Origin of the sequence: Pseudomonas sp. HD6422 (assembly GCF_025377065.1) — a bacterium.
GTDB lineage: Bacteria > Pseudomonadota > Gammaproteobacteria > Pseudomonadales > Pseudomonadaceae > Aquipseudomonas > Aquipseudomonas putida_U.
The window spans coordinates 90,122-112,843 of the sequence record NZ_JAHWIW010000006.1 but is presented as its reverse complement, the minus strand read 5'-3'; the positions used below and the strand labels follow the sequence as shown (position 1 = coordinate 112,843).

Here is a 22,722-nt window from a genome sequence, read left to right as displayed (position 1 = left end):
GATGGACGGTTCTACTTCGAGAAGCCTGAGTGTCGCCACCCCGAGCGAGACCAACCTCACCGCCACTGTCCTCGACCTCGACCAGCGCACTTTGCTGCTGACCGCGGCCAATACCGGCAGCGGCACCAGCACCAGCAGCCTGGTCTTCGCCAATCAGTTGGCGATGATGAGCGCGGGCAGCGTGTTGTTGATCGACAGCAGCAACAGCGGCGCCAGCCTCAGTCAGCAATTGGGCCTGGGCAAGCTGCGCGGGTTCACCGACCTGCTGTTCGACCAGGACACCCCGCCACTGGCCCAGGACTGCATCGTGCGCCTGGCTGACCAGCCGTTCGACATCCTGCCCGGCGGCATCTTCCGCAGAGGGCGCGAGCGGCTCGACCCGGAACGCCTGCGCATTCTGCTGCAGCAGCTCGGTGACCACTACCGCTTCGTCGTGATCGACGGCGAGGCGGTGTACGCCAGTGCCGACAGCCTGGTGATCGGTTCGCTGGTCGATGGCGTGATCCTGGTGGTGTGCGCCGAAGAAACCCGCTGGGAAGTGGCCCAGGCCGCCGCCCAACGCCTGACCCAGGCCGGTGCGCGGCTGATCGGCAGCGTGTTCAACAAGCGCAAGTACTACATGCCCAAGTGGCTGTACGACAACCTCTAGGCCGATACAGGAGAAGACCATGAGATACCCATCGATTGCCTTGTGCCTGCTTGCCTTGGGCGGCTGCGCCAGCCAGCAGACCCGCGAGATGCCGGTACAGATCCTCACCGCCCCGGCGGCCGAAAGCCAGGCCACCGAGGTCGCCAAGCGCGAACAGGTACTGCGCCCACAGGACGTGCTGGAAGTGATCTTCCACATCCCCAACAGCTCGTCAGGGGTATACCGTATCCAGTCCGGCGACACCGTCGACCTCAACTTCATGGCCGCCAGCGGCCTCAACGGCAGTCAGTTGGTGCAGCCCGACGGCACCATCACCCTGCCCAGCACCAACTCGGCGGTACGGGTCGAGGGTTTGACCACTGCCGACGCCGAGACGGCGATCCGTGAGGCCTACCGTAACAAACGGGTGTTCCAGAACAACCGCGACCAGGTCACCGTACGGGTACTCAGCCCGATGACCAGCGAGGTGCAACTCAAGAACACCCTCACCCACCCCGGCACCGGCATGAGCCGGGACATCACGGTGGGCAGCGACGGCCGCGCGACCTTCCCGGAGATCGGCTCCGTGCCGCTGCAAGGCATGACGGTCAACCAGTTGCGTGACTACCTCAATGAACGCTACGCCAGCCTGCCGGGGCGCATGACCGTCGACGTGTTGCTCAAGTCCACCGCAGGCAACGAGATCTACGTGCTCGGCGAAGTCGGCCAGCCCGGCGCCTTCCCGATCCGCCGTCCGGTCTCGGTACTCGAGGCGTTGACCCTGGCCCGCGGCCCGACCCTCAAGGCCAAGCTCGGCTCGGTGGTGATCATGCGCCGGGAGGGCAACACCGTGCATGCCGTGAACTATGACGTCGACAAGGCCTTGGCAGGCGGTAGCCAGAACCTCGCTTACCTGCAGCCCGAAGACATGCTGTACGTACCCAAGACCACACTTGCCAGCGCCGCCGAGCTGTCCCGGCAGTTGGCCGATGTCGTGCTGTTCCAGGGCTGGGGCTTCAGCTTCAGCTACCGCGTCGACGACAAAGACAGCGACAACTGACAGGGGGAGCCCGGCATGATCACGCAACCGAAAGAAAACTACGTGCACGAGTTCTTCCGCATCTTCTTCGCCAACCGCCAGTTGGTGAAGCGGGTGTTCCTGGCCTTCGCCGTGATCGCGGTGCTGTTGCCGTTGCTGCTCAAGCAGAGCTACGACGTCACCGCCGAGGTCATCGTACAGTCCAAGAAGCTCTCGCAAAGCGATACCAGCTCGGCGCTGGCCCAGGAGGCCGACCAGTTCATCCCGCCATCGCTGGCCGACATGGAGACCGAGAGCAATATCCTGCGCTCGCCCACGTTGATCCGTGAAACCATCAACCAGTTGCGCAAGGAAGGTCACTATCAAACCGAGCCCGGCCTGCTGCAGCGCACGCTCTTCACGCCGCTGCACAATGCCGTGGTCGCGCCGGTCGAGCGTCTGTTCGCCAGCAAGCCGGAGGAAAGCCGCGACACCGAGCTGGACGTGCTGACCGAGCAGGCAGTCAAGAACCTCACGGTCGAGACCCTGCCTGGATCGAACGTCATCTCGGTGATGTACAGCGCCGAGGATCCCAAGCTCGGAACGCTGTTCGTCGCCCGCCTGCTGGACAACTTCCTGAAAAACCGCCAGGACCTGCAGTCCAACGAACTGCCCGAAGCGTTCTACGAGCAGAAAAAACTGCACTACCAGGCGCGCCTCGGCGACCTGGAAAGCCAGCGCCTGGGTCTGCTCACGGCCATTGGCTCGTCCGACCCCAAGGAAGAGATCACTTTCCGCCTCAACGCCATCAACACCGAGGAGCAAGCGCTCAACCTGCAACGCGATCGCCAACTGCAGAACAGCCAATGGCTCGACTACCTGCAGACCAACCTGGCCGCTGCCAGCAAAGCCAAGATGCTGGACTACGCCTTCCCCTACACCTTCACCACCACCGTCGACAACGTCGCCTTCGAAGACCGCGAGATCAAGCAGCTCGGCGAGCAACTGACCACCCAGACCGCACGCTACAACGCCGACCTGACCGTGTTCCAGCCAGGCTCCGAGCAGATGCTGATGGCCCGCGAACAGATCGCCAAGCTGCGTGGCCAGTTCCTCAAGATCGTCGGCAACCGCATCCGCGAACGCCAACAGGACTTGGCTGTGACTCAGCAGGTGATCGATCAGAAGACCCAGCGCATCGCCGAGTACAAGGACCGCATCCACCAACTGCGTGAAACCCAGAGCAAGACCCGGCAGCTGGATACCGAGATCGAGGCGCTGCACAAAGCCTTCTCCACCTATGCCCAACGCTACGAAGAGAGCCGTGGCCAGGGTCTGCTCGACGGCAGTCAGTCCAACGCACGGATCCTCAGCGCGCCCTACGAGCCAACTGCAGCCGCGTTCCCCAAGCCTGGCCTGATCATCCCGTTCGGCCTGGTGACCGGTCTGCTGCTGGCGATCGCCATCGTCTACGTGCGTGAGTTCTTCGACCGCCGCTTCAAGCATCCGGCGCAGATCACCCACCAGCTCGACCTGCCCGTGCTGTTGGTGATCAACGACCAGACCCCGGCCCTGCCCAACCCGCACAAGGCCTGGACTCTGCCGCGGCTGGTGCACTGGGTGCGCAATTGAACGCCGCCGTGCAGGGCTGCGCCCGGCCGATCCTGCACCTGCTCAGCAGCGGCGGGTTCTACGGTGCCGAGCGCATGCTCCTGGACCATTGCCTGGCCACGCCAGGCCGGCACCGGGTGCTGTTCCTCGATGCCCCGGCCGAGCTGGTGGCCCGTTTCCGTGAAGCGGGGGTGGACTGCCACGCCTGCGCGGACCTTGGCGAGTTGCTGGCGCATCTGCGCCGGCTGCGCGCCGAGGGCGTGCTACTCAACAGCCACAACTTCAAGGGACTGGTTTACGGCTGGCTGGCGGCGAGCCTGTTGCGCGTGCCGATGATCGCCACCCAGCATGGATTCACCCCACGCAGCCGCAAGCAACACTTCTACACCTGGTTGAGCTTGCAACTGTGCCGCACGCCAACCATCGGACAGGTCGTCTGCGTAGCCGAGAGCATTGCCCGCATTCACCGCGACGCACGCGTGCCGGCGCGCAAGCTGCACGTCATTCCCAACGGCTTGCCGGCATCGCCCTATGCCTTCGATGAGCGGCACTGGGGCCAGCCAGGCGGTACCTGGCTGGCGGCCTACGTCGGGCGCCTGAGTCATGAAAAGGGCCCGGACCTGTTTCTCGACGCGTTGATCCCCTTGTGCCAGCGCTACCCCCAGGCCCACGCCGTGATGCTCGGCGAAGGTCCGGAGCGCGATGTGCTGCAGGCCCGTATCGAAGCCGCCGGCCTCGCAGGCCGCATCACCCTGCCCGGCTTCCAGCGTGATATGCGGCCGTGGATGACACGCCTCGACGCCCTGGTGATCAGCTCGCGAACCGAAGGCACGCCGATGATCCTGCTCGAAGCCATGCAGGACGGCGTGCCGGTGGTGGCCTTCGGCGTGGGCGGTATCCCTGACGTCATCGAGCATGGCCGCAGCGGATTGCTGGCCGCGCCCTTGGCGGTGGACGAACTGGGCGAACACCTGCGCGCGCTGCTCGAAGACCCGGCCCAGGCTGCAGAACTGGTGGCCAGTGCCCGTCAGACACAACGCGAACACTACCACCTGCCGACCCTGGCGCAGCGCTGGGCGCAGGTATACCGGGGCACGCCCGAGGAGGTTGTCGCATGATCATCCCCCTGTCGCTGGTGGGCCTGGTCGGCCTGCTATGTCTGGGGCTGCTGGCCAGCCCCTATCCTTATCTGGCACCGGCCGGGGTGCTGGGCCTGGCCGGGGCCCTGGTGCTGTACCGCAAGCCGGCCTGGGGTTTGCTGGCGATCGCCACCCTGGTGCCGTTGGAGGGTCTGCTCAAGGACAGCCTGCTGTCGGCCGCCAAGCTGGTCGGCATCGGCCTGGTGCTGATCCTCAGCCTGCAACTGGCCATCCGCCAACTGCCGGTCGAGCGCCTGCGCAGTAGCCACTGGCGGCTGTTGGTTCCGTTCATGGCGCTCTATCTGCTGAGCCTGTGGACCAGCGACAACCTGCAACTGTCGGTCGGCCACTTGCGCGAACTGCTGGTGGGCCTGGTGGTGTTCATCATCACCCTGTTGGCCGGGCGCGACCTCAACCTGCCGATGCTGGCGCGGCTGGTAACCCTCAGCGTGTGCGTGATCTGCCTGTTCGCGCTGTTCTCCACCCATTACCAGGAGCAGGGCCGCGCCTCGGCCATGCTCGACCCCAACGCCTTCGCCCTGCTGGTGACCATCGCCCTGCCCCTCGCCCTGTGGCTGGCGATCAAGACCCGCCCCCTGGCGCTGCGCCTGTTGTGGATCGCCTGCTGCCTGCTGTTGCTGGCCGGCATGACCAAGACCGAATCACGTTCGGGTCTGATCGTGCTGCTGATCAGCGCTGGCATCGTGCTGTACAACTATCGCGAGCAGCTGACGCACATTCGCCCGCGTCACCTCGGCTTCGCCATGCTCGGCCTGGCCATTGTGCTGCCGCTGGGCGCCGCAGTGATGCCTGCCGGCTACATCGAGCGCATCCAGACCCTGGTTCAACTCAAAGCCGGCGTGAACGCCCACAAGGACGAATCCCTGGGTCGACGCTCGTCCTACCTGGTGGTGGGCAAGGAAATGCTGAGCCACAGCCCTGTGCTCGGTACAGGGCCAGGCACCTTCCCCCTGCACTATGCGCAAACCGGGTTCTCCAAGGCGTTCGCCGGTTTCCGCGCGAAGACCACCGATCTCTACCGACGGGCCCATAACACCTACCTGGAAGTGTTCACCGAACAAGGGATACCGGCCGGATTGTTGTTCGTCGGCATGATCGTCCTGGCCGTGCGCAACTTCTGGCACGCACGCGCCACCTTGCGCGCCAGCGGTGATCGGGACAACGCCGACCTTATGACCCATTTGACCATGAGCATGCTGGCCATCGGTTTGTTCCTGATGTTCCTCAGCGTCCCGGCGCACAAGTACCTGTGGCTGATGCTGGCGCTGTCGAGCGTGGTCGTGCGCCAGGCCCAGGAACCCAGGGGTAAGGAGGTAGCTCGATGAACCTGGTGAGCATCGTCATTCCCATGTTCAACGAGGCCCAGCATATTGGCCGCACCCTCGATGCCGCCCGCCGCGCCGCCGGCTTTGCCGGGGTCGGCTGCGAACTGGTAGTGGTCGACAACGGTTCCCGCGACAACGGCCCGCAGATAGCCCTTGAGCACGGTGCCACACTGCTGAGCCTGCCCGGTGTGAGTATCGGCGCCCTGCGCAACCATGGCGCCCAAGCCTGTTCAGGCGACTGGCTGGCGTTTCTCGATGCCGACATCGAAGTCCCTGGCAACTGGCTGAGCCTGTTGCTCGACCTGCAACGCCGCGGTGAAGGCGATGTCTTCGCCCTCGACTGCGACACCCCGCGGCAGGCACCCTGGTTCGCCCATGCCTGGCAACGCCGTACCCTGCGCACCGGACAAACGGTGCAGGACTGCACCTGGCTGCCGACTCCCAACCTATTGATGCGCCGCCATTGGTTCGAGCAGGTCGGGGGGTTCGACGAACGCCTGCGTACCGGCGAGGACAAGGACTTCACCCTGCGCCTGAGCCAGGCCGGTGCGCGCTTGCGCGTTCTGCGCCAGCCGGTGGTGCTGCACTGGGGCTTCGAAGGCTCCTGGAGCGAATGGCTGGGCAAGGAAATGTGGCGCCAAGGCAGTCATCTGCAATTGCTGCGCAGCCACGGCGTGAGCCTGCGTCTGCTGCGTTTCCCGCTGCTGTCGCTGGTGGCCTGGGCACTCGATTTCCTGGCGCTGTCAGCCCTGCTCGATGGCTTCGCCCACCTGGCCTTGGGGTTCCTGCTGATCAGCGCCCTGCCTGCCCTCGGCTTGGCGCTGCGTCAGAGCCTGAAGCATCGTGAGCCGCTGCTGAGCCTGCAATTGTGGGGCCTGCACTGGTTGCGCCTGCATCTGGCCGGGGCAGCCTTCGTACTCAGCCTGTTCAACCGCACTGCAAGGAGGCCCGCCCGTGGCTGAGATCATTTTCTGGCTGTGCCTGCTGCTCCCTCTGTATGCCTGGGTCGGCTACCCCGTGCTGCTGACCCTGGCAGCTCCGGTGTTTCGCCGGCACCTCCCGCCGCCACTGCCACCACAGCGCATCAGCGTGGTGATCGCCGCGCACAACGAAGCGCGTCATATCGAGCACAAGCTGCGCAGCGTGCTGGACCAGGACTACCAGAGTGCCGAGCTGCAGGTGATCGTCGCCAGCGATGGCTCCAGCGACCGCACGGTGGAACTGGCACGCGGCGTGCGCGACCCTCGGGTGCAGGTCCTGGACCTGCCGCGCCTGGGCAAGACCGCCGTACTGAACACGGCGGTCAGTGTCTGCCGCGGCGATATCCTGGTGTTCACCGACGCTGACAACCAGTGGGCAGGCGACACCCTCGGCCTGCTCCTGGCGCCTTTTGCCGATCCCCGGGTCGGCGGCACTGCAGGGCACATGATCATCCCCAACCCTGGCAAGGGTCTGAGCTTGGGCGACAGCCTCTACCGGCACTATGAAGCTTGGTTACGCAAGGTCGAGAACCGCACCGGCTGCATGGTCTCGGCCGACGGTGCCCTGCTGGCTCTGCGCCGGGAGCTGTACCAAGCCATTCCGCCCCGGGTCAATGACGACTTCTTCATCAGCACCTGTGCCCCGGCAGCCGGCAAGCGCATCGTCTATGTCCCCGAGGCCGTGGTGATGGACCAGGGCGTCGATGAAGCCGACAAGCAGTTTCGTCGACGTCAGCGGGTCACCGTCGGCGGCCTGCAAAGCCTGGCCGCACGCCGCGAGCTGCTCAATCCGCTGCGCCATGGCCTGTATGCCATCGCCTTGATCAGCCACAAGCTGATCCGCCGACTGGCGCCGGTCCTGTTGCTGCCGCTGCTGCTGGCCAACCTGTGGCTGGCCGCCGAGCCCGGCCTGTATCGCCTGACCCTCGCCGCACAGTTGCTGGGCTACGCCGTCGCCATTGCCGGCCTGCTCGACGTGCGCCATCGCCTGCCAAAGCCCTTTCGCCTGGCAGCCTTCGTCCTGGTGACCCTGGCCGGGATGTGCGTCGGCTTGTGGCAGTTCCTGCGCGGACAGGGCTACAGCCAATGGAACCCGGACCAGAACCGATGAGCAGCCGCCCATGCCGATAAAGACCCGAATCAAGCAAGCCAGCGGGTGGCTGTATTTCAAGTCGCCCAAAGGCCGTGCCGAACTGCGTGGCGCGGGGGTGATCCTGATGCTGCACCGCGTGCTGGCCGACGACGCCAGCGCCGCTTTGCCCCACCGTAACGAACTGTGCGTCGGGCCCAAGGCTTTCGAGGGCCTGCTGCGCTGGCTACCCAGACATTTCGACTGCGTCGGACTGATGGACCTGCTCGACGACCACGCCGCACCACGTCGGGACGGCCGTCCCAAGGTCGCCCTGACGTTCGACGACGGCTGGCGCGACAACGCGCTCAACGCCTTCCCGCTGCTGCGCAAGCACCAGGTCCCGGCGAGCATCTTCCTGTCCACCGACTTCATCGGCAGCCGCCAACGGTTCTGGTGGGAAAGCGTCGGCGAAACCCTGTGGGGCAGCCATGGAGAGGGCCCGCGCAAACACCTGACCGAGCAGTTGCACAGGTTGGGCAGGCCGCTGCCGGCCGCCTATTTCATGACCGAGCGGCCGCAGGCGCGCAGCCATGCGCTGGCGCACTACCTGCAAAGTCTCAAGAGCCTGAGCCAGCCGGCCTTGCAGTTGCTGACCGACGCTTGCCCAGCGGAGTCCATGCCCCAGGCCATGGATTGGCAACATGTGCGCGAGTTGGAGAATTCCGGCCTGGTGCGTTTCGGCCCGCACGGTGCCAGTCATGCCCTGCTGCCGCAACTGGACGACCACCGCCTGGACGAGGAGCTGCAGCGCAGCCAGGCAGCCCTGCAGGCAGGTTGCCGCGACCCGCTGCCGGTGTACTGCTATCCCAACGGGGACCACGATGAGCGGGTCCGGGCCCGCGTCGCCGCGCACCGCTACCCATTCGCCCTGAGCACCCGGCCCGGTATCTGCCGGGGCCATGACGACCCCCTGGCGCTGCCGCGCATCGGCGTCAGCCAGCGCAATGCCAGTCGGCCAATGCTGCTGGCCTGGCGCATGAGCCGAGGAGCCCGCACATGAGCCGCGACAGCTACCTGCGCCACCTGGTGCTGAGCATGGGCACGAAGCTCGCCATGATCGCCTTGCGCCTGCTGCGCAATGTGCTCCTGGCGCGCATACTCGGCCCCAGCGAACGCGGCCTGTTCGCCCTGCTGAGCACCCTGCCCGACCTGATCAGCGCCGCCACCAGCGGCGGCCTGAACAGTGCTGTCGGCTACCAGGCAGCCAAACAGCGCGATATGGGTCTGCTGCTGACTCAGGTCCTGGTGTATGGCTGCCTGCTGGCCGGCGTTCTGACGCTGGCCTGTGTGTGGCTGGTGCGCACCTTCGGCGCGGACCTGGAAGTGACCGTGCAACTCGGCCTGCTGGCCTGGCTGTTGCTGTTGGCGGTGCCGATGACCGTGCTCAAGAGTGGCCTGCTGACCCTGCACAACGCCAGCGGTGGCGTCGGCGCCTTCAACGCCTTGCGCCTGAGCGAGTCGCTGGCCCCGCTGCTGCTGTTTCTCGGATTGTTCTGGATGTGGCGCGAACAGGCCTTGGAAGCCGCTTTGATCAGCTGGCTGGCAGGCATCGGCCTGGTCCTGGTGCTGGGCCTGTGGTGGCTGCGCCGCTCACACGGACTGGGGTTGAAGTGGGACCGCAGCGGCCAGCGCGAGCTGCTCAGCTACAGCGCCAAGAGCCACCCGGACCTGCTGTTCCAGCAGCTGATCCTGCGCTCGGACTACTTGTTCATCGGTGCTCTGCTCGGCAGTACCGCCCTGGGCCATTACGCCATGGCCAGCGCCGCCGCAGAACTGCTGTTGATCGTGCCCGAAGCCGTCACCACTCCGTTGATGAAACGCCTGCTGCAGCAGGACGCGGGCATGGACAAGCTCACCCCGCTGGCCTTGCGCTTGACCGCCACAGTGATGCTCGGCGCCTGCCTGGGCATGGCGTTGATCGGCCAATGGCTGATCGTGACGTTGTTCGGCGCGGCCTACCAACCTGCCTACCCTGCCCTTTTGGCCCTGCTGCCCGGCCTGCTCGGGCTGTGCTACGCCAGCATCCTGCGGCTCGACCTGCTGGGCAAGAATCGCCCCGGCACGGTGTCATTGATGATGGGTGCAGGTGCCGCTCTGAACCTGTTGCTCAACGTACTGCTGATTCCCACCTTGGGCATCGTCGGCGCCGCGCTGGCTTCGTCGATCGCCTATCTCGCCGTCACCGTGGCGATGCTGGTGCTCTATTGCCGGCTCAGCGGCGTCGCTCTGAGCCAGACCTTGATCATCCTGCCCAGCGATTTCGCCCCCCTGCGCCAGATGCTGCAGCGGAGACCGGCGTGATGAACCGACCCACCACCCCGGCGCACCCGCCCAGGGCCGAGACCTTGCTCGGCCCCCAGCAGGGCATGCAACGCGCCCCGGCCATGGAACGCGTCTGCGGACGCACCGCGACCTGCCGTAAACAGGAGGCACCATGCGTGTATTGAGCAAGCTCCAGGACCGTATCAAGCGCAAAGGACTGCGCAATACCCTCAGCGCAGCGTACAAGCGCTTCGTGTTCTATCACTGGGAACTGGTGTGGATGGAGCGTGACCTGGTCAGCCCGGTCCCGCCGCACCGGCTCAAACCCTATCCACCCTTGCGCATCGAGCCGATCACGGTGAACAACGTCAGGGCCTTCGCGCGCTACTTCGGCGACCGCGTCGAAACCATGCGCGAACTGGCCGCCGAAGGCTACACCGGGCTGATGTTCCTCGACGACGCCGGCGATGTGGTGGCGTTCATCTGGGGCAGCGCCCGGCATTATCACGACCGGCATTTCTATGGATGCTGGTTCCCGGTGGGCCCAGGCGAGTTCTTCGAATTCGGCGGCGAACTGACCCGCAAATATTGGGGCACCGAGCTGTCGGTGGACCTGCAGTTGGCTTTGTGGAAAGCCATGGCCGACCAAGGTTGCACCAAGGTGGTGGATGTCTGCGAGCAACACAATATCCCGGCGCTCAAGCTGCACCTGCGCATGGGCTATCAGGAGCAGGGACGCATCATGAACGTCTATTGCCTGTTCGGCCGCTGGAAGTTCTTCCGCGAAAGCCGCTATACCGAGTCGCGTCTGGAGCCGCTGCGCAAGCCCGCAGCGGAAACGGCCCCGGCTGCAGCTTCCTGACCCATGGCCTTGCGCTTGAGCTGGTGCGCCTCACTGCGCACCCCTGACTTCCCTGCTGCCGACTACGAGGCGCTGCGCCAGCGCCTGCCCGGCAGCACTCCGTTCAACCACCTGGGCTGGCTGCGGGCCGCCGAGGCTGCCCTGGGACCAGAGCAACAGCTGCAGGTGCTGCTGGGCTACCAAGGTGAGCGTCTGTGCCTGTGCCTGCCGCTGGTGCGTGCCCGGGAGCCGTTCGGTCCGCTGCATGCACCGGTGGTGCGTCACCTGGGCTACCCTCTGGCCGACCGTATCGCCCTGCTCATCGATTTGCCCACCATCCACGCCGGTCGGGTCCTCGCCGCGATCCGTCAACGCCTGCCGCATGCGCTGATGCAACTGAGCGAGGTGCCCGTCGCAGGCGAAGACTGGCTACGCGAGTGGGCCGGGCAAAGTTCGACCTTCGAACGGCGCCTGACCTGCCAAGTACCCGTGCACCGTATCAGTGAGGCCGATCATCAGGAGGTCAGCGGCGATCCTCGCTACAAACTGCGGCGCGCCCGCAAGCGGATCAACGCCTGCGGTGCCCGGATACGACGAGTCCTGGCCACGGCGGACACTATCCAGGCACTGCTCGATGCGGTCAGCGCGGTCGAAGCGCTGAGCTGGAAAGGGGATGACGAAGTCGGCATCTTCTCCGGCGCTCAGCACCGCCAGTGGATATACCAGGGCTTCACGGCCCTGGCCGCCGAGGGCCTGGTATGTGCAGTACTGCTGGAGCTCGACGGGCGTTGCATCAGCTATCGCCTGGGCCTGCTCGAACGTGGCCGGGTCTACGACTACAACCTCGCCTTCGTCCCGGAACATCGCGACCTCGGCAGTGGCCGGGTGCTGCTCGAAGAATACATCCATTGGGGGCTGGAGCAAGGCTGGGACTGGGTCGACGCCTCACGGGTGAGCCTGGCCAACTCCAGTCACCAACTGCATGAACGCATGACAGGTTGCATCGAACAATGGCGCTTGAGCTGCTACAGCTGGCGCCCCGACGGCATGCTGCTGGGATACGCCCTGCGCGCCTGGCGATGGCTGAGGTCACGCCGGGACAAGAACACGAGCGCCCGCCACAACGATGCCCCAGATTCCCAACAGGAGAGCCCGAATGCCATCCCAGGTCATAGTCAACGCTGACGATTTTGGCCTCAGTGCCCATACCAATGCGGTGATCCTGCATGCGTTCCAGGCAGGGCTGATCAGTTCGGCCACCGTCATGGCCAACATGCCAGCCTTCGCCGCGGCCTGTGTGCTGGCCCATCAACCGACGCTCAAGGGCCGCATTGGCCTGCATTTCAACCTGACCTACGGCCGCCCACTGAGCCAGGCGATCCTCGCCGAGCCGCGCTTTTGTGCCCCCCATGGAGAGTTCGACCTGCGCATCAAGCGCAGGACCTTGCGCCTGACGCGCCGCGAACGCGCAGCCGTCGAGCAAGAGCTGCGCGCCCAATGGCAGCGATGCCTCGATCACGGTGTACTGCCCAGCCACCTCGATTCCCACCAGCATGTGCACAACATCTGGCCCATCGGCGAGGTGGTCGCGCGCTTTGCCCGCGAGCAAGGCGTACCGGTGCGCCTGGCGCGCAACCTGGGACACAACATCGGCCCGTTGAAACGCGCGTTCAAGACGCTGCTGAACCTGCGCCTGCGTCAGCTCAGCGGTGCCACGGCAGACTATGTCTGCACGCCAGCCGACCTCAAGGACGGCCTGGCGCCGGCAACCGGGGTGCTGGAAGTAGTGGCCCACCCCAGCGCACTGGGCGGTCGCGACTTCGGCGATGCCTACCTGGAGTCAGGCGAGTCGTTGCAGGCTTTGATCGAGCACAGTTTGCGTGAGGTCAAACGCATCAGCTACGCGGCAGTGCCGGATGCCGCTTGACGCGCCCGGACACAGGCCGCGTCAAGCATTTACCCGCTTACGCAGGCCTTTGCCGGCCGTGAACTTCGCTGTCTGGGCCCCTGGAATCGGAACCATTTCGCCGGTGCGCGGGTTACGCCCGGTCCGGGGCGCCCGTGACTGCACCTTGAACGAGCCGAAATTGACCAACGTGACGGGTTTGCCGCTCTCCAGGGCCTCGGTGATGCGTTCGAGCAGCTCATCGAGCACGCGTCGGGTCTTGCTCTGTTCGAGGTTGGCGGCTTTGGCGACGCTGGCGATCAGTTCTTTTTTGTTCATCGGGCTGTCCTGTGTCATTGGAAAGAACCCGGCATTACACGCGAATGCCGACGCAGCTTGCATTTCAGGCGCTGCCGGCAAAGACCACAACTGGTAAAAATGTCAGTAGCCAGCGCCTGACTTAGCCGCTATGACTGCCCCTCACAGGATCCGCTGTGACTGGCTGCTCAACCACGCCTGCAATGCCTCGGCCGGCATCGGCCGACCGAGCAGATAGCCCTGCCCCTGATTGCAGCCGGCATTGCGCAGGAAGTCGTACTGTTCCTGGGTCTCGATGCCTTCGGCGGTGATGCGGTAGCCCAGGGCGTGGCCAAGGTCGATGATCGCCCGGACGATCGCAACAGCTCCTTCGTCGGCGGGCAGGTCTTTGATGAAGGCGCGGTCGATCTTCAGATGGTCGATCGGCAAGGCCCGCAGATAGGCCAGCGAAGAATAACCGGTGCCGAAGTCGTCCACTGCCGTCGCGACCCCCATCGCACGCAGTTGGGCCAAGGCTGCGCAGGCCTGGTGCTGACTCTCCATCAACAGGCTCTCGGTGATTTCCACCTCCAGCAGGTTCGGGGTCAGGCCATGGCGCTCCAGGGCCACCGCCAGGCTCGAAACGAAGTCGCTTCGCTCGATCTGCAGGGCCGCCACGTTGATCGCCAGGGGACCTGGCAGGCAATCGGCGGTCCGCCAGGCGGCCAATTGTGCGCAGGCCAGTTCCAGCACCCGTTCCCCCAGGGGAATGATCAAGCCGGTGCGCTCGGCCAGCGGGATGAACTCGCCTGGCGGCACCAGGCCGTGCTCGGGGTCGCGCCAGCGCAACAGCGCCTCCACACCTTCCAGACGACCGCTGAACAAGTCCAGCTTGGGTTGGTACCACAACTCGAATTCATTGTGCTGCAGGGCACGGCGTAAATTGCGCTCGAGCTCCAGGCGCTGCTGCAGGCGCTGCGTCATGTCCGGGTGGTAGGGGCGCCAGGCGTTGCGCCCGCTTTCCTTGGCCACGTACATCGCGGTGTCGGCATGGCGCAACAGGCTGCCGACGTCCTCCCCGTGCTCCGGGCACCAGGCCAGGCCAATGCTGCCGGTAACCAGTGCGGCATTGCCATTGAGGTCGAATGGTCGCTGCAGCGTACGCAGCAAGTGGCGGACCTGGTGATTGATCTGGCCCTGGGTCCCTTGGAGCATGAACACGAACTCATCGCCGCCCAAGCGACACACACGGTCCGCGCTGTCCAGCTCCTGCAAGAAGCGTGCAGTGGCCTTTTGCAGCAACAGGTCGCCCATGGCGTGGCCCAGGCTATCGTTGACCTGCTTGAAGCCGTCGATGTCGAGCATCAGCACGGCCAAGCCGTGGCCATTGGCAATCGCTTGCGCCAGTTGTTGCTGGAACAACAAGCGGTTTGGCAGGCCAGTGATGGTGTCGTAGTGCGCCAGACGTTCGAAACGCGCCTGAGACCTGCGCAGCTCACGGTTGCCCACTTGCAGCTGGCGTTTCTTGTGGCTGAGCTGGGCGACGAACAGGCTGAACAGTCCGGTACAGGCCAGCCCCATCCAGAACAGTGACGAACCGAACAGGCTCAGCGCCGGCCAGCCACCATGCGGCGCCCCCGCCATCTGCCACAACCCACCGGGAACAGTGACATCGATCGTCGCATGCGGTTCGTCGAACAGACGAGATTCCCCCCAGATCATCTTGCCCTGGGCGCCTTGGCCGTCGTGGCCGCGCACGGCGAGCTGGAAATCGGCGTCGGGCCGTACGCCTGACTCCAGCAACAAACGATCGATATCGGCGACAATCGAAATGTTGCCCCAATAGAACAGAACATTTCGCTTGCCGCTGATGAACACCGGGCGTCGATAGATCAGCCCCCTTCCGCCCTGAATCAGCGCCACCGGGCCGGCCAGCACCGCACGCTGCAGGTCGCGTGCCGATTGCAGCATGGGAAACTGTTGCGGCAGGCTTCGGTAGTCCAGGCCGATCAGGCCCTCGTTGCCGTGCAAAGGATAGATATCACGCACCACATCGCCTGGGGCCAAGGCGATGGTGCGCATGTAGCTCACCGAGTCGAGCGCATCCTCGGCCATGCCACGAAAGTGCTCGCGACTGATGGTGCCATCAGCCGAAATCAGCTGGGCGATGCCCTCGGCTTCACCGAACGCGGCGCGCAAATGCGCTTCCAGGGCCCCCTGGACACCGGCCAGCCGCGCATTGACCTGGGCCACCTGTTCGCCGCGCTGGCGTTGTGTGTCCAAGTGCCCCAGCGCGATCGACAAACCGACGCCCACCAGTGCAAAACCGACCGGCAACAGGCGTTGCAGGTAGCGGCTCAGGCAGTTGGGAGTGCGCGCCGGGTCGTCGGGGAAGGGAGAATGAAAGCTGGTCATAGGCCTTGCAGATACACGCTATTGCTCCTGTATCGGCGCAAGGCAGGCAATATTGAGCCAGACTGGTGTTTTTCTGCGGGCAAGCGCATGCTCGTGGCTGAAGCGTTTCATCAGCCTGAACTTAATGAGGTGCTATCGCCATGGATCCAACCTTCGATTCGCTGTTCCCCAATGCCGATGCCATTCCCGAGCCCTGGCGCCTCGAAGCGCCCATGGAACAACGCGAGTATCTGGTCGACGGTGCCTTGCGGCGCTGGGACGGCCCCCTGGCAACAGTACGCAGTCCGGTCTGGCTCAAACACGAAGGCGGCGAGCAACAAGTGCTTCTCGGCAGTGCACCGCTGCTGGATGCCGACACCGCGCTGACCGCCCTGGATGCTGCCGTGCAAGCCTACGACAAAGGTCGCGGCGCCTGGCCGACGATGCGTGTCGCTGAGCGTATCCAGCACGTCGAGGCGTTTCTGGCACGTATGCGCGAGCAACGCCAGGCCGTGGTCAAGCTGCTGATGTGGGAGATCGGCAAGAATCTCAAGGACTCAGAGAAAGAGTTCGACCGAACCTGCGACTACATCGTCGACACCATCAATGCGCTCAAGGACCTCGACCGCCGCTCCAGCCGCTTCGAACTCGAGCAAGGCACCCTCGGCCAGATCCGCCGCGCGCCACTGGGCGTGGCGCTGTGCATGGGGCCCTACAACTACCCGCTGAACGAAACCTTCACCACCCTCATTCCGGCCCTGATCATGGGCAACACCGTGGTGTTCAAGCCCGCCAAGTTCGGCGTTCTGCTGATTCGCCCGCTGCTCGAAGCGTTCCGTGACAGCTTCCCGCCGGGGGTGATCAACGTGATCTATGGCCGTGGCCGGGAAACCGTGAGCGCACTGATGGCCAGCGGCAAGATCGATGTATTCGCCTTCATCGGCACCCATAAGGCCGCCAGCGACCTCAAGAAGCTGCACCCGCGCCCGCACCGGCTGCGTGCGGCCCTCGGCCTGGACGCCAAGAACCCAGGCATCGTGCTGCCCCAGGTCGACCTCGACAACGCCGTCGAAGAATCGGTCACCGGCGCCCTGTCGTTCAACGGCCAGCGTTGCACGGCATTGAAGATCCTGTTCGTGCATGAGGACGTGGTCGAGGCGTTTCTCGACAAGTTCCAGCGCAAGCTGGCCGCGCTCAAGCCCGGCATGCCCTGGGAACCGGGTGTCGCGCTGACACCTCTGCCCGAAGCCGGCAAGATCGACTACCTCGATGGACTGGTGGCCGACGCAACCGGCAAAGGCGCCCGGGTGCTCAATTCAGGCGGTGGCCAGAGCCGCGGTTCGTTCTTCTACCCTGCCCTGCTCTACCCGGTGAACCGTGACATGCGCGTCTACCACGAGGAACAGTTCGGCCCGGTGGTACCGGTCGTGCCCTACCGAGACTTGGAAACGGTGGTCGAGTACGTGCTCGACTCCGACTACGGGCAGCAATTGAGCCTGTTCGGCAACGACCCAGCCTCTATCGGTGCGCTAGTCGACACCTTCGCCAACCAGGTCGGGCGCATCAACATCAACGCCCAGTGTCAGCGAGGGCCGGACACCTATCCGTTCAACGGACGCAAGAACAGCGCCGAGGGCACGTTGTCGGTGCATGACGCCTTGCGTGTGTTCTCCATCCGCACGTTGGTCGCCACTCGCTTCCAGGAGGCCAACAAGGAACTGATCAGCGAGATCATTCGAAACCGCGAGTCGAGCTTCCTGACCACCGATTACATCTTCTGAAAGGGCGCCGTTATAGGGATTTGGTCTAACGACGCCGTCGATTTGCCGCCAGCCTGAACGACTCTAGGCGACAGGGCGCCATGTGAGCGCCCCGTCGTCATCCCCACGGAGGAGTTTCGACCATGACCGCCAAACCCATCCCCGAAGGCCAGCACAGCATCACCCCCTACCTGGCCATTGCAGACGCCGCCAAGGCTATTGCGTTCTACAAGCAAGCGTTCGGTGCCATTGAGATGTTCCGCCTCGAAGGCCCTGGAGGTCGCGTCGGCCACGCTGAACTGAGGATCGGCGACTCCTCCTTGATGCTCGCCGATCCCTGCGACATGGAAGGTGGCCTGCGCGCCAGCCAGTCGCTCGCTGGCGCGTCCGTAGGGTTGCACCTGTATGTCGAGGACAGCGACAGGGTCTACGCCCAGGCCATTGCCGCAGGTGCCAGTCAGGTGCATCCGGTATCCGACCAATTCTATGGCGACCGCAGCGGCACATTGAAGGATCCTTTCGGCAATCTGTGGTTTGTCTCCACCCACAAGGAAGACCTCAGTCCAGAACAGATCCGGGCCCGCGCCGCCAAACTGTTCGGCGGTGAGTGACACCGAGCAGCGCCAAAGCCATGCGCTTCGAGTTGAAAGCCGCGCCACTTTGCTTGAAGCTTGAGGCTCGTAGCTTGGAGCTGCTCTGACATGCGAATCATCGACAAGACCGCCGCGCAGGTGCGCAGCCTCACACCCGCCGAAGAGGCACTCCTGATCGGCTTCGCCGACGGTAGCCTGAATGGCCCACGCCTGCTGCAAGCCAACCAATTGCTGATGAAAGTGCGCAGCGCCAACCAATGGTTGGCCTGCGACTGCCGCAAGGATGCCCTGCCGGTGCTCAACGTCACGCTCAATGGCAGCACGGGCACGCTGTTTCTCAAGAACAACCCCGGCACCGCCGGGCATGCGCTGGGCTGCCCTTTCACCAAGGACGAGCGCGAGGCCGCTGAACGCGAGGAGCAATCGCCGTCTCCTGCCGCGTGGCTGGCGCCTGACACGCCCCTGCGCCTGATCGGCGATTTTCGTCGCGCCAACGAAGGCGCAGGCGGTCCAGGCGATGCCAGCGAGCGGCGCGAACAGCAGCGCCTGCTTTCGCTGCTGCTGACCTGGATCGAGATCAGTGGCCTGAACCTGTACGCCACCCACCTGAAGAGGGACCTGACCGAGCAGTTTGCCGAACTGCGCGGTGTTGCCAGCCGTTACCCGTTGCTCGAACGCGTCCCGGCCAGCAACTACCTGGAAACGCGCCTGGACATGAAGCATATGATGATGCTCAAGGTTCGCCTGCGCGAGGCCACGGTGTTCGGCAATCACCGGCGGCATGGCCTGCTGCTCGACTGTGTCGACCAGATCAAGGGACGCAAGCTGTTCAACAACCGCAGCGCCGATGGCTTCGACTTCCAGGGTCACCACCTGTTCTGGGGCGGTGGCCGAACCTCCGGCCCACTGCTGGCACTGACCCTGTATTCACCGACCAGTGCCGGTAGCCACTTCTATGAGTTGATCCATGTCGCCAGCGTGCCGGTGCTGTCACGTGCGCACCTGTTCCCGGTGTACCGCGACGAGGAACGCGAACCGCTCAAAGCCCTGGTGTCATTGATCGACTGGATGGCGGGCAAAGGCGTCAAGGTGCAGATGCGGCGGCCGGTTATCGGCGGCGAGGTGATGGACGAACTGGTGCTCACCTCGGACCAGGACCGGGTGCTCTCGGTATCCCTGCTGGAACAACCGATCGGCCCGGAACCCGATGCCGAGAACTTCAAGCGCTATGCCGACTTCAAGAGCCTGGAGACCTTCCGCAAGTACGTGGCCGGCTTCTTCATGCGCGAGCGCTGAAGCCGGCCGCGACGGCGATCAGAATGCGGCGCTGAAGATCGCCTCGATTTCCGCCTGGCTCGCCGGGCGTGGATTGGTCAGGCCGCAGGCGTCCTTCAAGGCGTTTTCCGCCAGCACCGGGATATCCTCAAGCTTGGCGCCGAGTTCGGCCAGCCCTGCCGGTATACCTACCGCGGCGGCCAGCTGCTCGATGGCCGAGATCGCCGAAGCGGCGCCCTGCTCGGCGTCCAGCCCGCACACCTTCACGCCCATGGCCTTGGCGACATCACGCAAGCGCGCAGCGCTGACCTTGGCGTTGAAACGTTGCACATGGGGCAGTAGCACGGCGTTGCAGACACCATGGGGCAAGTCGTAGTAGCCACCCAGTTGGTGAGCCATGGCATGCACATAGCCGAGCGAAGCGTTGTTGAACGCCATGCCGGCAAGGAACTGTGCATAGGCCATGTTTTCCCGGGCCTGTAGATCGCTGCCGTCGTTTACCGCCTGGCGCAGGTTGTCGCTGATCAGGGTGATGGCCTTGAGGGCGCAAGCGTCGGTGATCGGGTTGGCGGCGGTCGAGACGTATGCCTCGATGGCGTGAGTGAGTGCATCCATGCCGGTGGCGGCGGTCAGCCCCTTGGGCATGGCGACCATCAACGCCGGGTCGTTGACCGACAGGATCGGCGTGACGTTGCGATCGACGATGGCCATTTTCACGTGACGCGCTTCGTCGGTGATGATGCAGAAACGGGTCATCTCGCTGGCAGTGCCGGCGGTGGTATTGATCGCGATCAGCGGCAGTTGCGGTTTGGCTGAACGATCGACCCCTTCGTAGTCTCGGATATGACCACCGTTGGTGGCGCACAGGGCGATGCCTTTGGCGCAATCGTGGGGCGAGCCGCCACCGAGCGACACCACGCAATCGCAGCCTTCGCGCTGCAGGATGGCCAGACCAGCCTCGACGTTGGCGATGCTGGGGTTGGGCTTGGCGCCGTCGAACAACACCGATTGGATATCACGCTCGGCCAGCAATCCGGCAATGCATTCGGCCACACCAGCCTTGGCCAGGCCCGCGTCGGTGACGATCAAGGCCTTGCGCAAGCCATAGCCGGCAATCGCGGCCATGGCATCTTGCAGGCAATCGATACCCATGATGTTGACGGGTGGAATGAAGAAGGTGCTGCTCATGGCCGGGATCCTCCTGGCGTTCGGTAGGCTAACGAGCATCTGCCTGATCGATAAACAGCATGTTGATTTGTGGCAATTGTTTGTAAGGATTTTCTGAGTGCATGGTTTGGGGGCGGTGGTGGGCGCTCGATCTCACACCCACCATCCATCCAGCGCCAAACACAAAAACCATCAGCCCAAAAACAGCGTGTACGCCGGATTCTCCGTCTCATCCCAGTAGTCATACCCCATTTCACCCAGCGCTTGGGGCATCCCCGCCAGTTCGTCCTCCGGCACCTCCAGCGCCGCGAACACCCGCGCCACCGCCGCACCGTGGTTGCGGTAGTGGAACAGGCTGATGTTCCAACGCTTGCCCAACCGCTCCAGGAACCCCAGTAGCGCCCCCGGGCGCTCAGGGAACTCGAAACGCAACACCCGCTCGTTGACCCCCGGCGCTGCATGCCCTCCCACGGTATGGCGCACATGCAGCTTGGCCAGTTCGTTGTCGGTCAGGTCGAGCACGCTGTAGCCCTGCCCTTGCAAGGCCGCCAGCAACTGCTGGCGCGGATCCTGTACTGGGTGAGTCTGCACGCCGACGAACAGGCGCGCCTCCTGGCCTGGGTAGTAGCGGTAGTTGAACTCGGTGATCTGACGCTTGCCCAGGGCCTGGCAGAAACTGCGAAAGCTCCCCGGCTGCTCGGGGATGGTCACCGCGATGATCGCCTCGCGCTGCTCACCCAGCTCGGCACGTTCGGCAACATGGCGCAGGCGGTCGAAGTTGACGTTGGCACCGGAATCGATGGCCACCAGGGTCTGTCCCTGCACCGCCTCGCGGGCCACGTACTTCTTGATCCCGGCAACCGCCAACGCCCCGGAAGGCTCGGTGATCGAACGGGTATCGTCATAGATGTGCTTGATGGCCGCGCACAATTCGTCACTGCTGACTGTGATCACCTCATCGACGAAATGCCGGCACAGCTCGAAACAGTGGGCTCCGATCTGCGCCACCGCAACGCCATCGGCGAAGGTCCCGACCTGGGGCAGGATTACCCGCTCACCGGCGGCCATCGCCGCCTGCAGGCAATTGGAATCGTCCGGCTCGACCCCGATCACCTTGACCTCCGGGCGCAGGTACTTGACGTAGGCGGCGATGCCGGCGATCAACCCACCCCCGCCGACCGGCACGAAGATCGCATCCAGTGGCCCCGGGTGCTGGCGCAGCACTTCCATGGCCACGGTGCCCTGCCCGGCGATGACATCAGGATCGTCATAGGGAGGCACGAATGTCGCGCCTTCGCTGTCGGCCAGTGTCAAGGCGTGAGCCAAGGCGTGCGGGAAGCTCTCGCCGTGCAGCACGACATGGCCACCGCGCGAGCGCACCCCCTCGATCTTCAACGACGGCGTGGTGGTGGGCATGACGATGGTGGCCTTGATGCCCAGGTGCGAAGCGGCCAGGGCCACGCCCTGGGCATGGTTGCCGGCCGAGGCAGTCACCACGCCACGCTCGCGTTGGGCCTGGCTCAGGCGCGAAAGCCGGGTATAGGCCCCGCGGATCTTGAAGGAAAAGGTTGGTTGCAGATCTTCGCGCTTGAGCAGCACCTGGTTGCCCAGACTGGCCGATAGGGCCGGCGCGGCCTGCAGCGGGGTTTCGATGGCCAGGTCGTACACAGGCGCTGCAAGAATGCGCCGCACCTGCTCCGACAGCAGTTGCTGGGGAGTTGAGGCGCTGCGTGGGCTGACACTGAGGTTGGTCATCGATGACTCCTGGCGGTTTTCGTATTTGCCCAGGAGTCAGAGAGAAGAAACCCGCCTCCAGGGCGGGTTCGGTGCACGTACGCGCTAGCCCGCCAAGCTGATAATGGCGGTAATAATAATGGCGTGGACGTGCGGGAATGGGTTCATGGAGCGAGACGTTATCCTGCCGCCTGGGCCTGAGTCAACACTTGGCTTGCTGGGCCGACAGTGGCACATCGAAAACCTTGTCGAACCCCCACTGGAACACGAAGGCATAGACGAAGAAGAACGCGAACAGCGCCAGGTTGGTGAGCAGCGCGGCCCACAGGCTGATGTCCAGCCAGAACGCCACCAGCGGCAGCAACAGCACCACCAGTCCGCCCTCGAAGCCCAAGGCATGCAGCAACCGCCGCAGAAAGGTCCGTTCGCGCACCTGTTGGCGCGCTTCCCAACGCTCGAACGCCCAGTTGAAACCCATGTTCCAGCTCATGGCCACGCCCGACATCAATACCGACAGCACCGTCGAATGGGCCATCCCGGCGTCGAACATCAGCGATAACGCAGGCGCGACGCACGCCACGGCGATGGCTTCGTAGAGAATGGCCTGGACGATCTTGCGGGCCTTGCCTTGCATGCGGGGCTCCCGTTGATGAAGAGCGC

The 22,722-nt window shown here is 64.5% G+C and carries 21 protein-coding genes; 16 read left to right on the top strand and 5 right to left on the bottom strand.

The window, feature by feature from the left end; all coding sequences use genetic code 11:
* The first annotated feature begins 1 nt into the window (after position 1).
* From KY379_RS05995 to KY379_RS05935, 13 genes are read left to right on the top strand one after another with little or no spacing between them, the layout of a single operon-like run.
* Positions 2 to 649, top strand: coding sequence for a CpsD/CapB family tyrosine-protein kinase (locus KY379_RS05995; protein ID WP_133324076.1), 648 nt, complete (start codon positions 2 to 4; stop codon positions 647 to 649).
* 19 nt (positions 650 to 668) lie between these two features.
* Positions 669 to 1,688, top strand: a complete 1,020-nt coding sequence (locus KY379_RS05990) for a polysaccharide biosynthesis/export family protein (RefSeq protein ID WP_133324077.1) — start codon at positions 669 to 671, stop codon at positions 1,686 to 1,688.
* Positions 1,689 to 1,703: 15 nt separating this feature from the next.
* Entirely contained in the window at positions 1,704 to 3,278 is a 1,575-nt protein-coding gene (locus tag KY379_RS05985; RefSeq protein ID WP_261239426.1) for a GumC family protein, read from the top strand.
* Positions 3,275 to 4,375 (top strand): glycosyltransferase family 4 protein, encoded by a 1,101-nt coding sequence (locus KY379_RS05980; protein ID WP_230385259.1) that lies wholly within the window; start codon positions 3,275 to 3,277, stop codon positions 4,373 to 4,375. Before KY379_RS05985 ends, KY379_RS05980 begins: the two co-directional genes overlap by 4 nt.
* On the top strand, positions 4,372 to 5,742 hold the full coding sequence (locus KY379_RS05975) for an O-antigen ligase family protein (protein WP_261239427.1): 1,371 nt from the start codon (positions 4,372 to 4,374) through the stop codon (positions 5,740 to 5,742). The genes KY379_RS05980 and KY379_RS05975 overlap by 4 nt, the downstream gene beginning before the upstream one ends.
* Complete coding sequence (locus tag KY379_RS05970) at positions 5,739 to 6,704, top strand: glycosyltransferase (RefSeq protein ID WP_261239428.1); 966 nt, start codon at positions 5,739 to 5,741, stop codon at positions 6,702 to 6,704. Before KY379_RS05975 ends, KY379_RS05970 begins: the two co-directional genes overlap by 4 nt.
* Complete coding sequence (locus tag KY379_RS05965) at positions 6,697 to 7,833, top strand: glycosyltransferase family 2 protein (protein WP_261239429.1); 1,137 nt, start codon at positions 6,697 to 6,699, stop codon at positions 7,831 to 7,833. The genes KY379_RS05970 and KY379_RS05965 overlap by 8 nt, the downstream gene beginning before the upstream one ends.
* A gap of 10 nt (positions 7,834 to 7,843) precedes the next feature.
* A complete protein-coding gene (locus KY379_RS05960) occupies positions 7,844 to 8,854 on the top strand; it encodes a polysaccharide deacetylase family protein (protein ID WP_133324082.1) in 1,011 nt (336 codons plus the stop codon).
* Complete coding sequence (locus tag KY379_RS05955) at positions 8,851 to 10,155, top strand: lipopolysaccharide biosynthesis protein (RefSeq protein WP_261239431.1); 1,305 nt, start codon at positions 8,851 to 8,853, stop codon at positions 10,153 to 10,155. The genes KY379_RS05960 and KY379_RS05955 overlap by 4 nt, the downstream gene beginning before the upstream one ends.
* Complete coding sequence (locus tag KY379_RS05950; RefSeq protein WP_165976024.1) at positions 10,155 to 10,301, top strand: hypothetical protein; 147 nt, start codon at positions 10,155 to 10,157, stop codon at positions 10,299 to 10,301. Before KY379_RS05955 ends, KY379_RS05950 begins: the two co-directional genes overlap by 1 nt.
* Complete coding sequence (locus KY379_RS05945; protein ID WP_133324084.1) at positions 10,289 to 10,978, top strand: GNAT family N-acetyltransferase; 690 nt, start codon at positions 10,289 to 10,291, stop codon at positions 10,976 to 10,978. The genes KY379_RS05950 and KY379_RS05945 overlap by 13 nt, the downstream gene beginning before the upstream one ends.
* Positions 10,979 to 10,981: 3 nt before the next feature.
* Positions 10,982 to 12,142: a GNAT family N-acetyltransferase gene (locus KY379_RS05940; protein WP_261239432.1), complete on the top strand. Its 1,161-nt coding sequence runs from the start codon at positions 10,982 to 10,984 to the stop codon at positions 12,140 to 12,142.
* Complete coding sequence (locus KY379_RS05935; protein ID WP_261239433.1) at positions 12,114 to 12,884, top strand: ChbG/HpnK family deacetylase; 771 nt, start codon at positions 12,114 to 12,116, stop codon at positions 12,882 to 12,884. Before KY379_RS05940 ends, KY379_RS05935 begins: the two co-directional genes overlap by 29 nt.
* A 21-nt stretch (positions 12,885 to 12,905) precedes the next feature.
* Here KY379_RS05935 and KY379_RS05930 read toward each other — a convergent pair whose 3' ends face one another.
* Both KY379_RS05930 and KY379_RS05925 read right to left on the bottom strand, forming a co-directional pair.
* Complete coding sequence (locus tag KY379_RS05930) at positions 12,906 to 13,181, bottom strand: HU family DNA-binding protein (RefSeq protein ID WP_261239434.1); 276 nt, start codon at positions 13,179 to 13,181, stop codon at positions 12,906 to 12,908.
* Positions 13,182 to 13,322: 141 nt separating this feature from the next.
* Complete coding sequence (locus KY379_RS05925; protein WP_261239435.1) at positions 13,323 to 15,554, bottom strand: putative bifunctional diguanylate cyclase/phosphodiesterase; 2,232 nt, start codon at positions 15,552 to 15,554, stop codon at positions 13,323 to 13,325.
* A 140-nt stretch (positions 15,555 to 15,694) separates the two neighbouring features.
* Here KY379_RS05925 and KY379_RS05920 point away from each other — a divergent pair, with 140 nt between their 5' ends.
* From KY379_RS05920 to KY379_RS05910, 3 genes are all read left to right on the top strand, one after another.
* Positions 15,695 to 17,314: an NADP-dependent glyceraldehyde-3-phosphate dehydrogenase gene (locus KY379_RS05920; protein WP_261239436.1), complete on the top strand. Its 1,620-nt coding sequence runs from the start codon at positions 15,695 to 15,697 to the stop codon at positions 17,312 to 17,314.
* 122 nt (positions 17,315 to 17,436) lie between these two features.
* Complete coding sequence (locus tag KY379_RS05915; protein ID WP_133324091.1) at positions 17,437 to 17,904, top strand: VOC family protein; 468 nt, start codon at positions 17,437 to 17,439, stop codon at positions 17,902 to 17,904.
* Between the two features lie 90 nt (positions 17,905 to 17,994).
* Positions 17,995 to 19,182 carry a hypothetical protein gene (locus KY379_RS05910; RefSeq protein ID WP_261239437.1) on the top strand — a complete coding sequence of 396 codons (1,188 nt, stop codon included), beginning with the start codon at positions 17,995 to 17,997 and terminating at the stop codon, positions 19,180 to 19,182.
* A gap of 18 nt (positions 19,183 to 19,200) precedes the next feature.
* Here the strand turns inward: KY379_RS05910 and yiaY are convergent, their stop codons facing one another.
* The 3 genes from yiaY to KY379_RS05895 all read right to left on the bottom strand — a co-directional run bounded on the left by yiaY (position 19,201) and on the right by KY379_RS05895 (position 22,696).
* Complete coding sequence (gene yiaY / locus KY379_RS05905; RefSeq protein WP_261239438.1) at positions 19,201 to 20,349, bottom strand: L-threonine dehydrogenase; 1,149 nt, start codon at positions 20,347 to 20,349, stop codon at positions 19,201 to 19,203.
* A gap of 171 nt (positions 20,350 to 20,520) precedes the next feature.
* Complete coding sequence (gene ilvA / locus KY379_RS05900; protein ID WP_261239439.1) at positions 20,521 to 22,083, bottom strand: threonine ammonia-lyase, biosynthetic; 1,563 nt, start codon at positions 22,081 to 22,083, stop codon at positions 20,521 to 20,523.
* A 181-nt stretch (positions 22,084 to 22,264) separates the two neighbouring features.
* Entirely contained in the window at positions 22,265 to 22,696 is a 432-nt protein-coding gene (locus tag KY379_RS05895; RefSeq protein WP_133324095.1) for a PACE efflux transporter, read from the bottom strand.
* Positions 22,697 to 22,722: the final 26 nt, after the last annotated feature.

Coding starts and splice junctions, on each gene's coding strand:
- KY379_RS05970 (WP_261239428.1), top strand. CDS start 5,739: ATGAACCTGGTGAGCATCGTCATTCCCATGTTCAACGAGGCCCAGCAT.
- KY379_RS05895 (WP_133324095.1), bottom strand. CDS start 22,696: ATGCAAGGCAAGGCCCGCAAGATCGTCCAGGCCATTCTCTACGAAGCC.
- KY379_RS05995 (WP_133324076.1), top strand. CDS start 2: ATGGACGGTTCTACTTCGAGAAGCCTGAGTGTCGCCACCCCGAGCGAG.
- KY379_RS05960 (WP_133324082.1), top strand. CDS start 7,844: ATGCCGATAAAGACCCGAATCAAGCAAGCCAGCGGGTGGCTGTATTTC.
- KY379_RS05945 (WP_133324084.1), top strand. CDS start 10,289: ATGCGTGTATTGAGCAAGCTCCAGGACCGTATCAAGCGCAAAGGACTG.
- KY379_RS05935 (WP_261239433.1), top strand. CDS start 12,114: ATGCCATCCCAGGTCATAGTCAACGCTGACGATTTTGGCCTCAGTGCC.
- KY379_RS05975 (WP_261239427.1), top strand. CDS start 4,372: ATGATCATCCCCCTGTCGCTGGTGGGCCTGGTCGGCCTGCTATGTCTG.
- KY379_RS05915 (WP_133324091.1), top strand. CDS start 17,437: ATGACCGCCAAACCCATCCCCGAAGGCCAGCACAGCATCACCCCCTAC.
- KY379_RS05910 (WP_261239437.1), top strand. CDS start 17,995: ATGCGAATCATCGACAAGACCGCCGCGCAGGTGCGCAGCCTCACACCC.
- KY379_RS05985 (WP_261239426.1), top strand. CDS start 1,704: ATGATCACGCAACCGAAAGAAAACTACGTGCACGAGTTCTTCCGCATC.
- KY379_RS05940 (WP_261239432.1), top strand. CDS start 10,982: ATGGCCTTGCGCTTGAGCTGGTGCGCCTCACTGCGCACCCCTGACTTC.
- KY379_RS05955 (WP_261239431.1), top strand. CDS start 8,851: ATGAGCCGCGACAGCTACCTGCGCCACCTGGTGCTGAGCATGGGCACG.
- yiaY (WP_261239438.1), bottom strand. CDS start 20,349: ATGAGCAGCACCTTCTTCATTCCACCCGTCAACATCATGGGTATCGAT.
- KY379_RS05990 (WP_133324077.1), top strand. CDS start 669: ATGAGATACCCATCGATTGCCTTGTGCCTGCTTGCCTTGGGCGGCTGC.
- KY379_RS05925 (WP_261239435.1), bottom strand. CDS start 15,554: ATGACCAGCTTTCATTCTCCCTTCCCCGACGACCCGGCGCGCACTCCC.
- ilvA (WP_261239439.1), bottom strand. CDS start 22,083: ATGACCAACCTCAGTGTCAGCCCACGCAGCGCCTCAACTCCCCAGCAA.
- KY379_RS05930 (WP_261239434.1), bottom strand. CDS start 13,181: ATGAACAAAAAAGAACTGATCGCCAGCGTCGCCAAAGCCGCCAACCTC.
- KY379_RS05920 (WP_261239436.1), top strand. CDS start 15,695: ATGGATCCAACCTTCGATTCGCTGTTCCCCAATGCCGATGCCATTCCC.
- KY379_RS05950 (WP_165976024.1), top strand. CDS start 10,155: ATGAACCGACCCACCACCCCGGCGCACCCGCCCAGGGCCGAGACCTTG.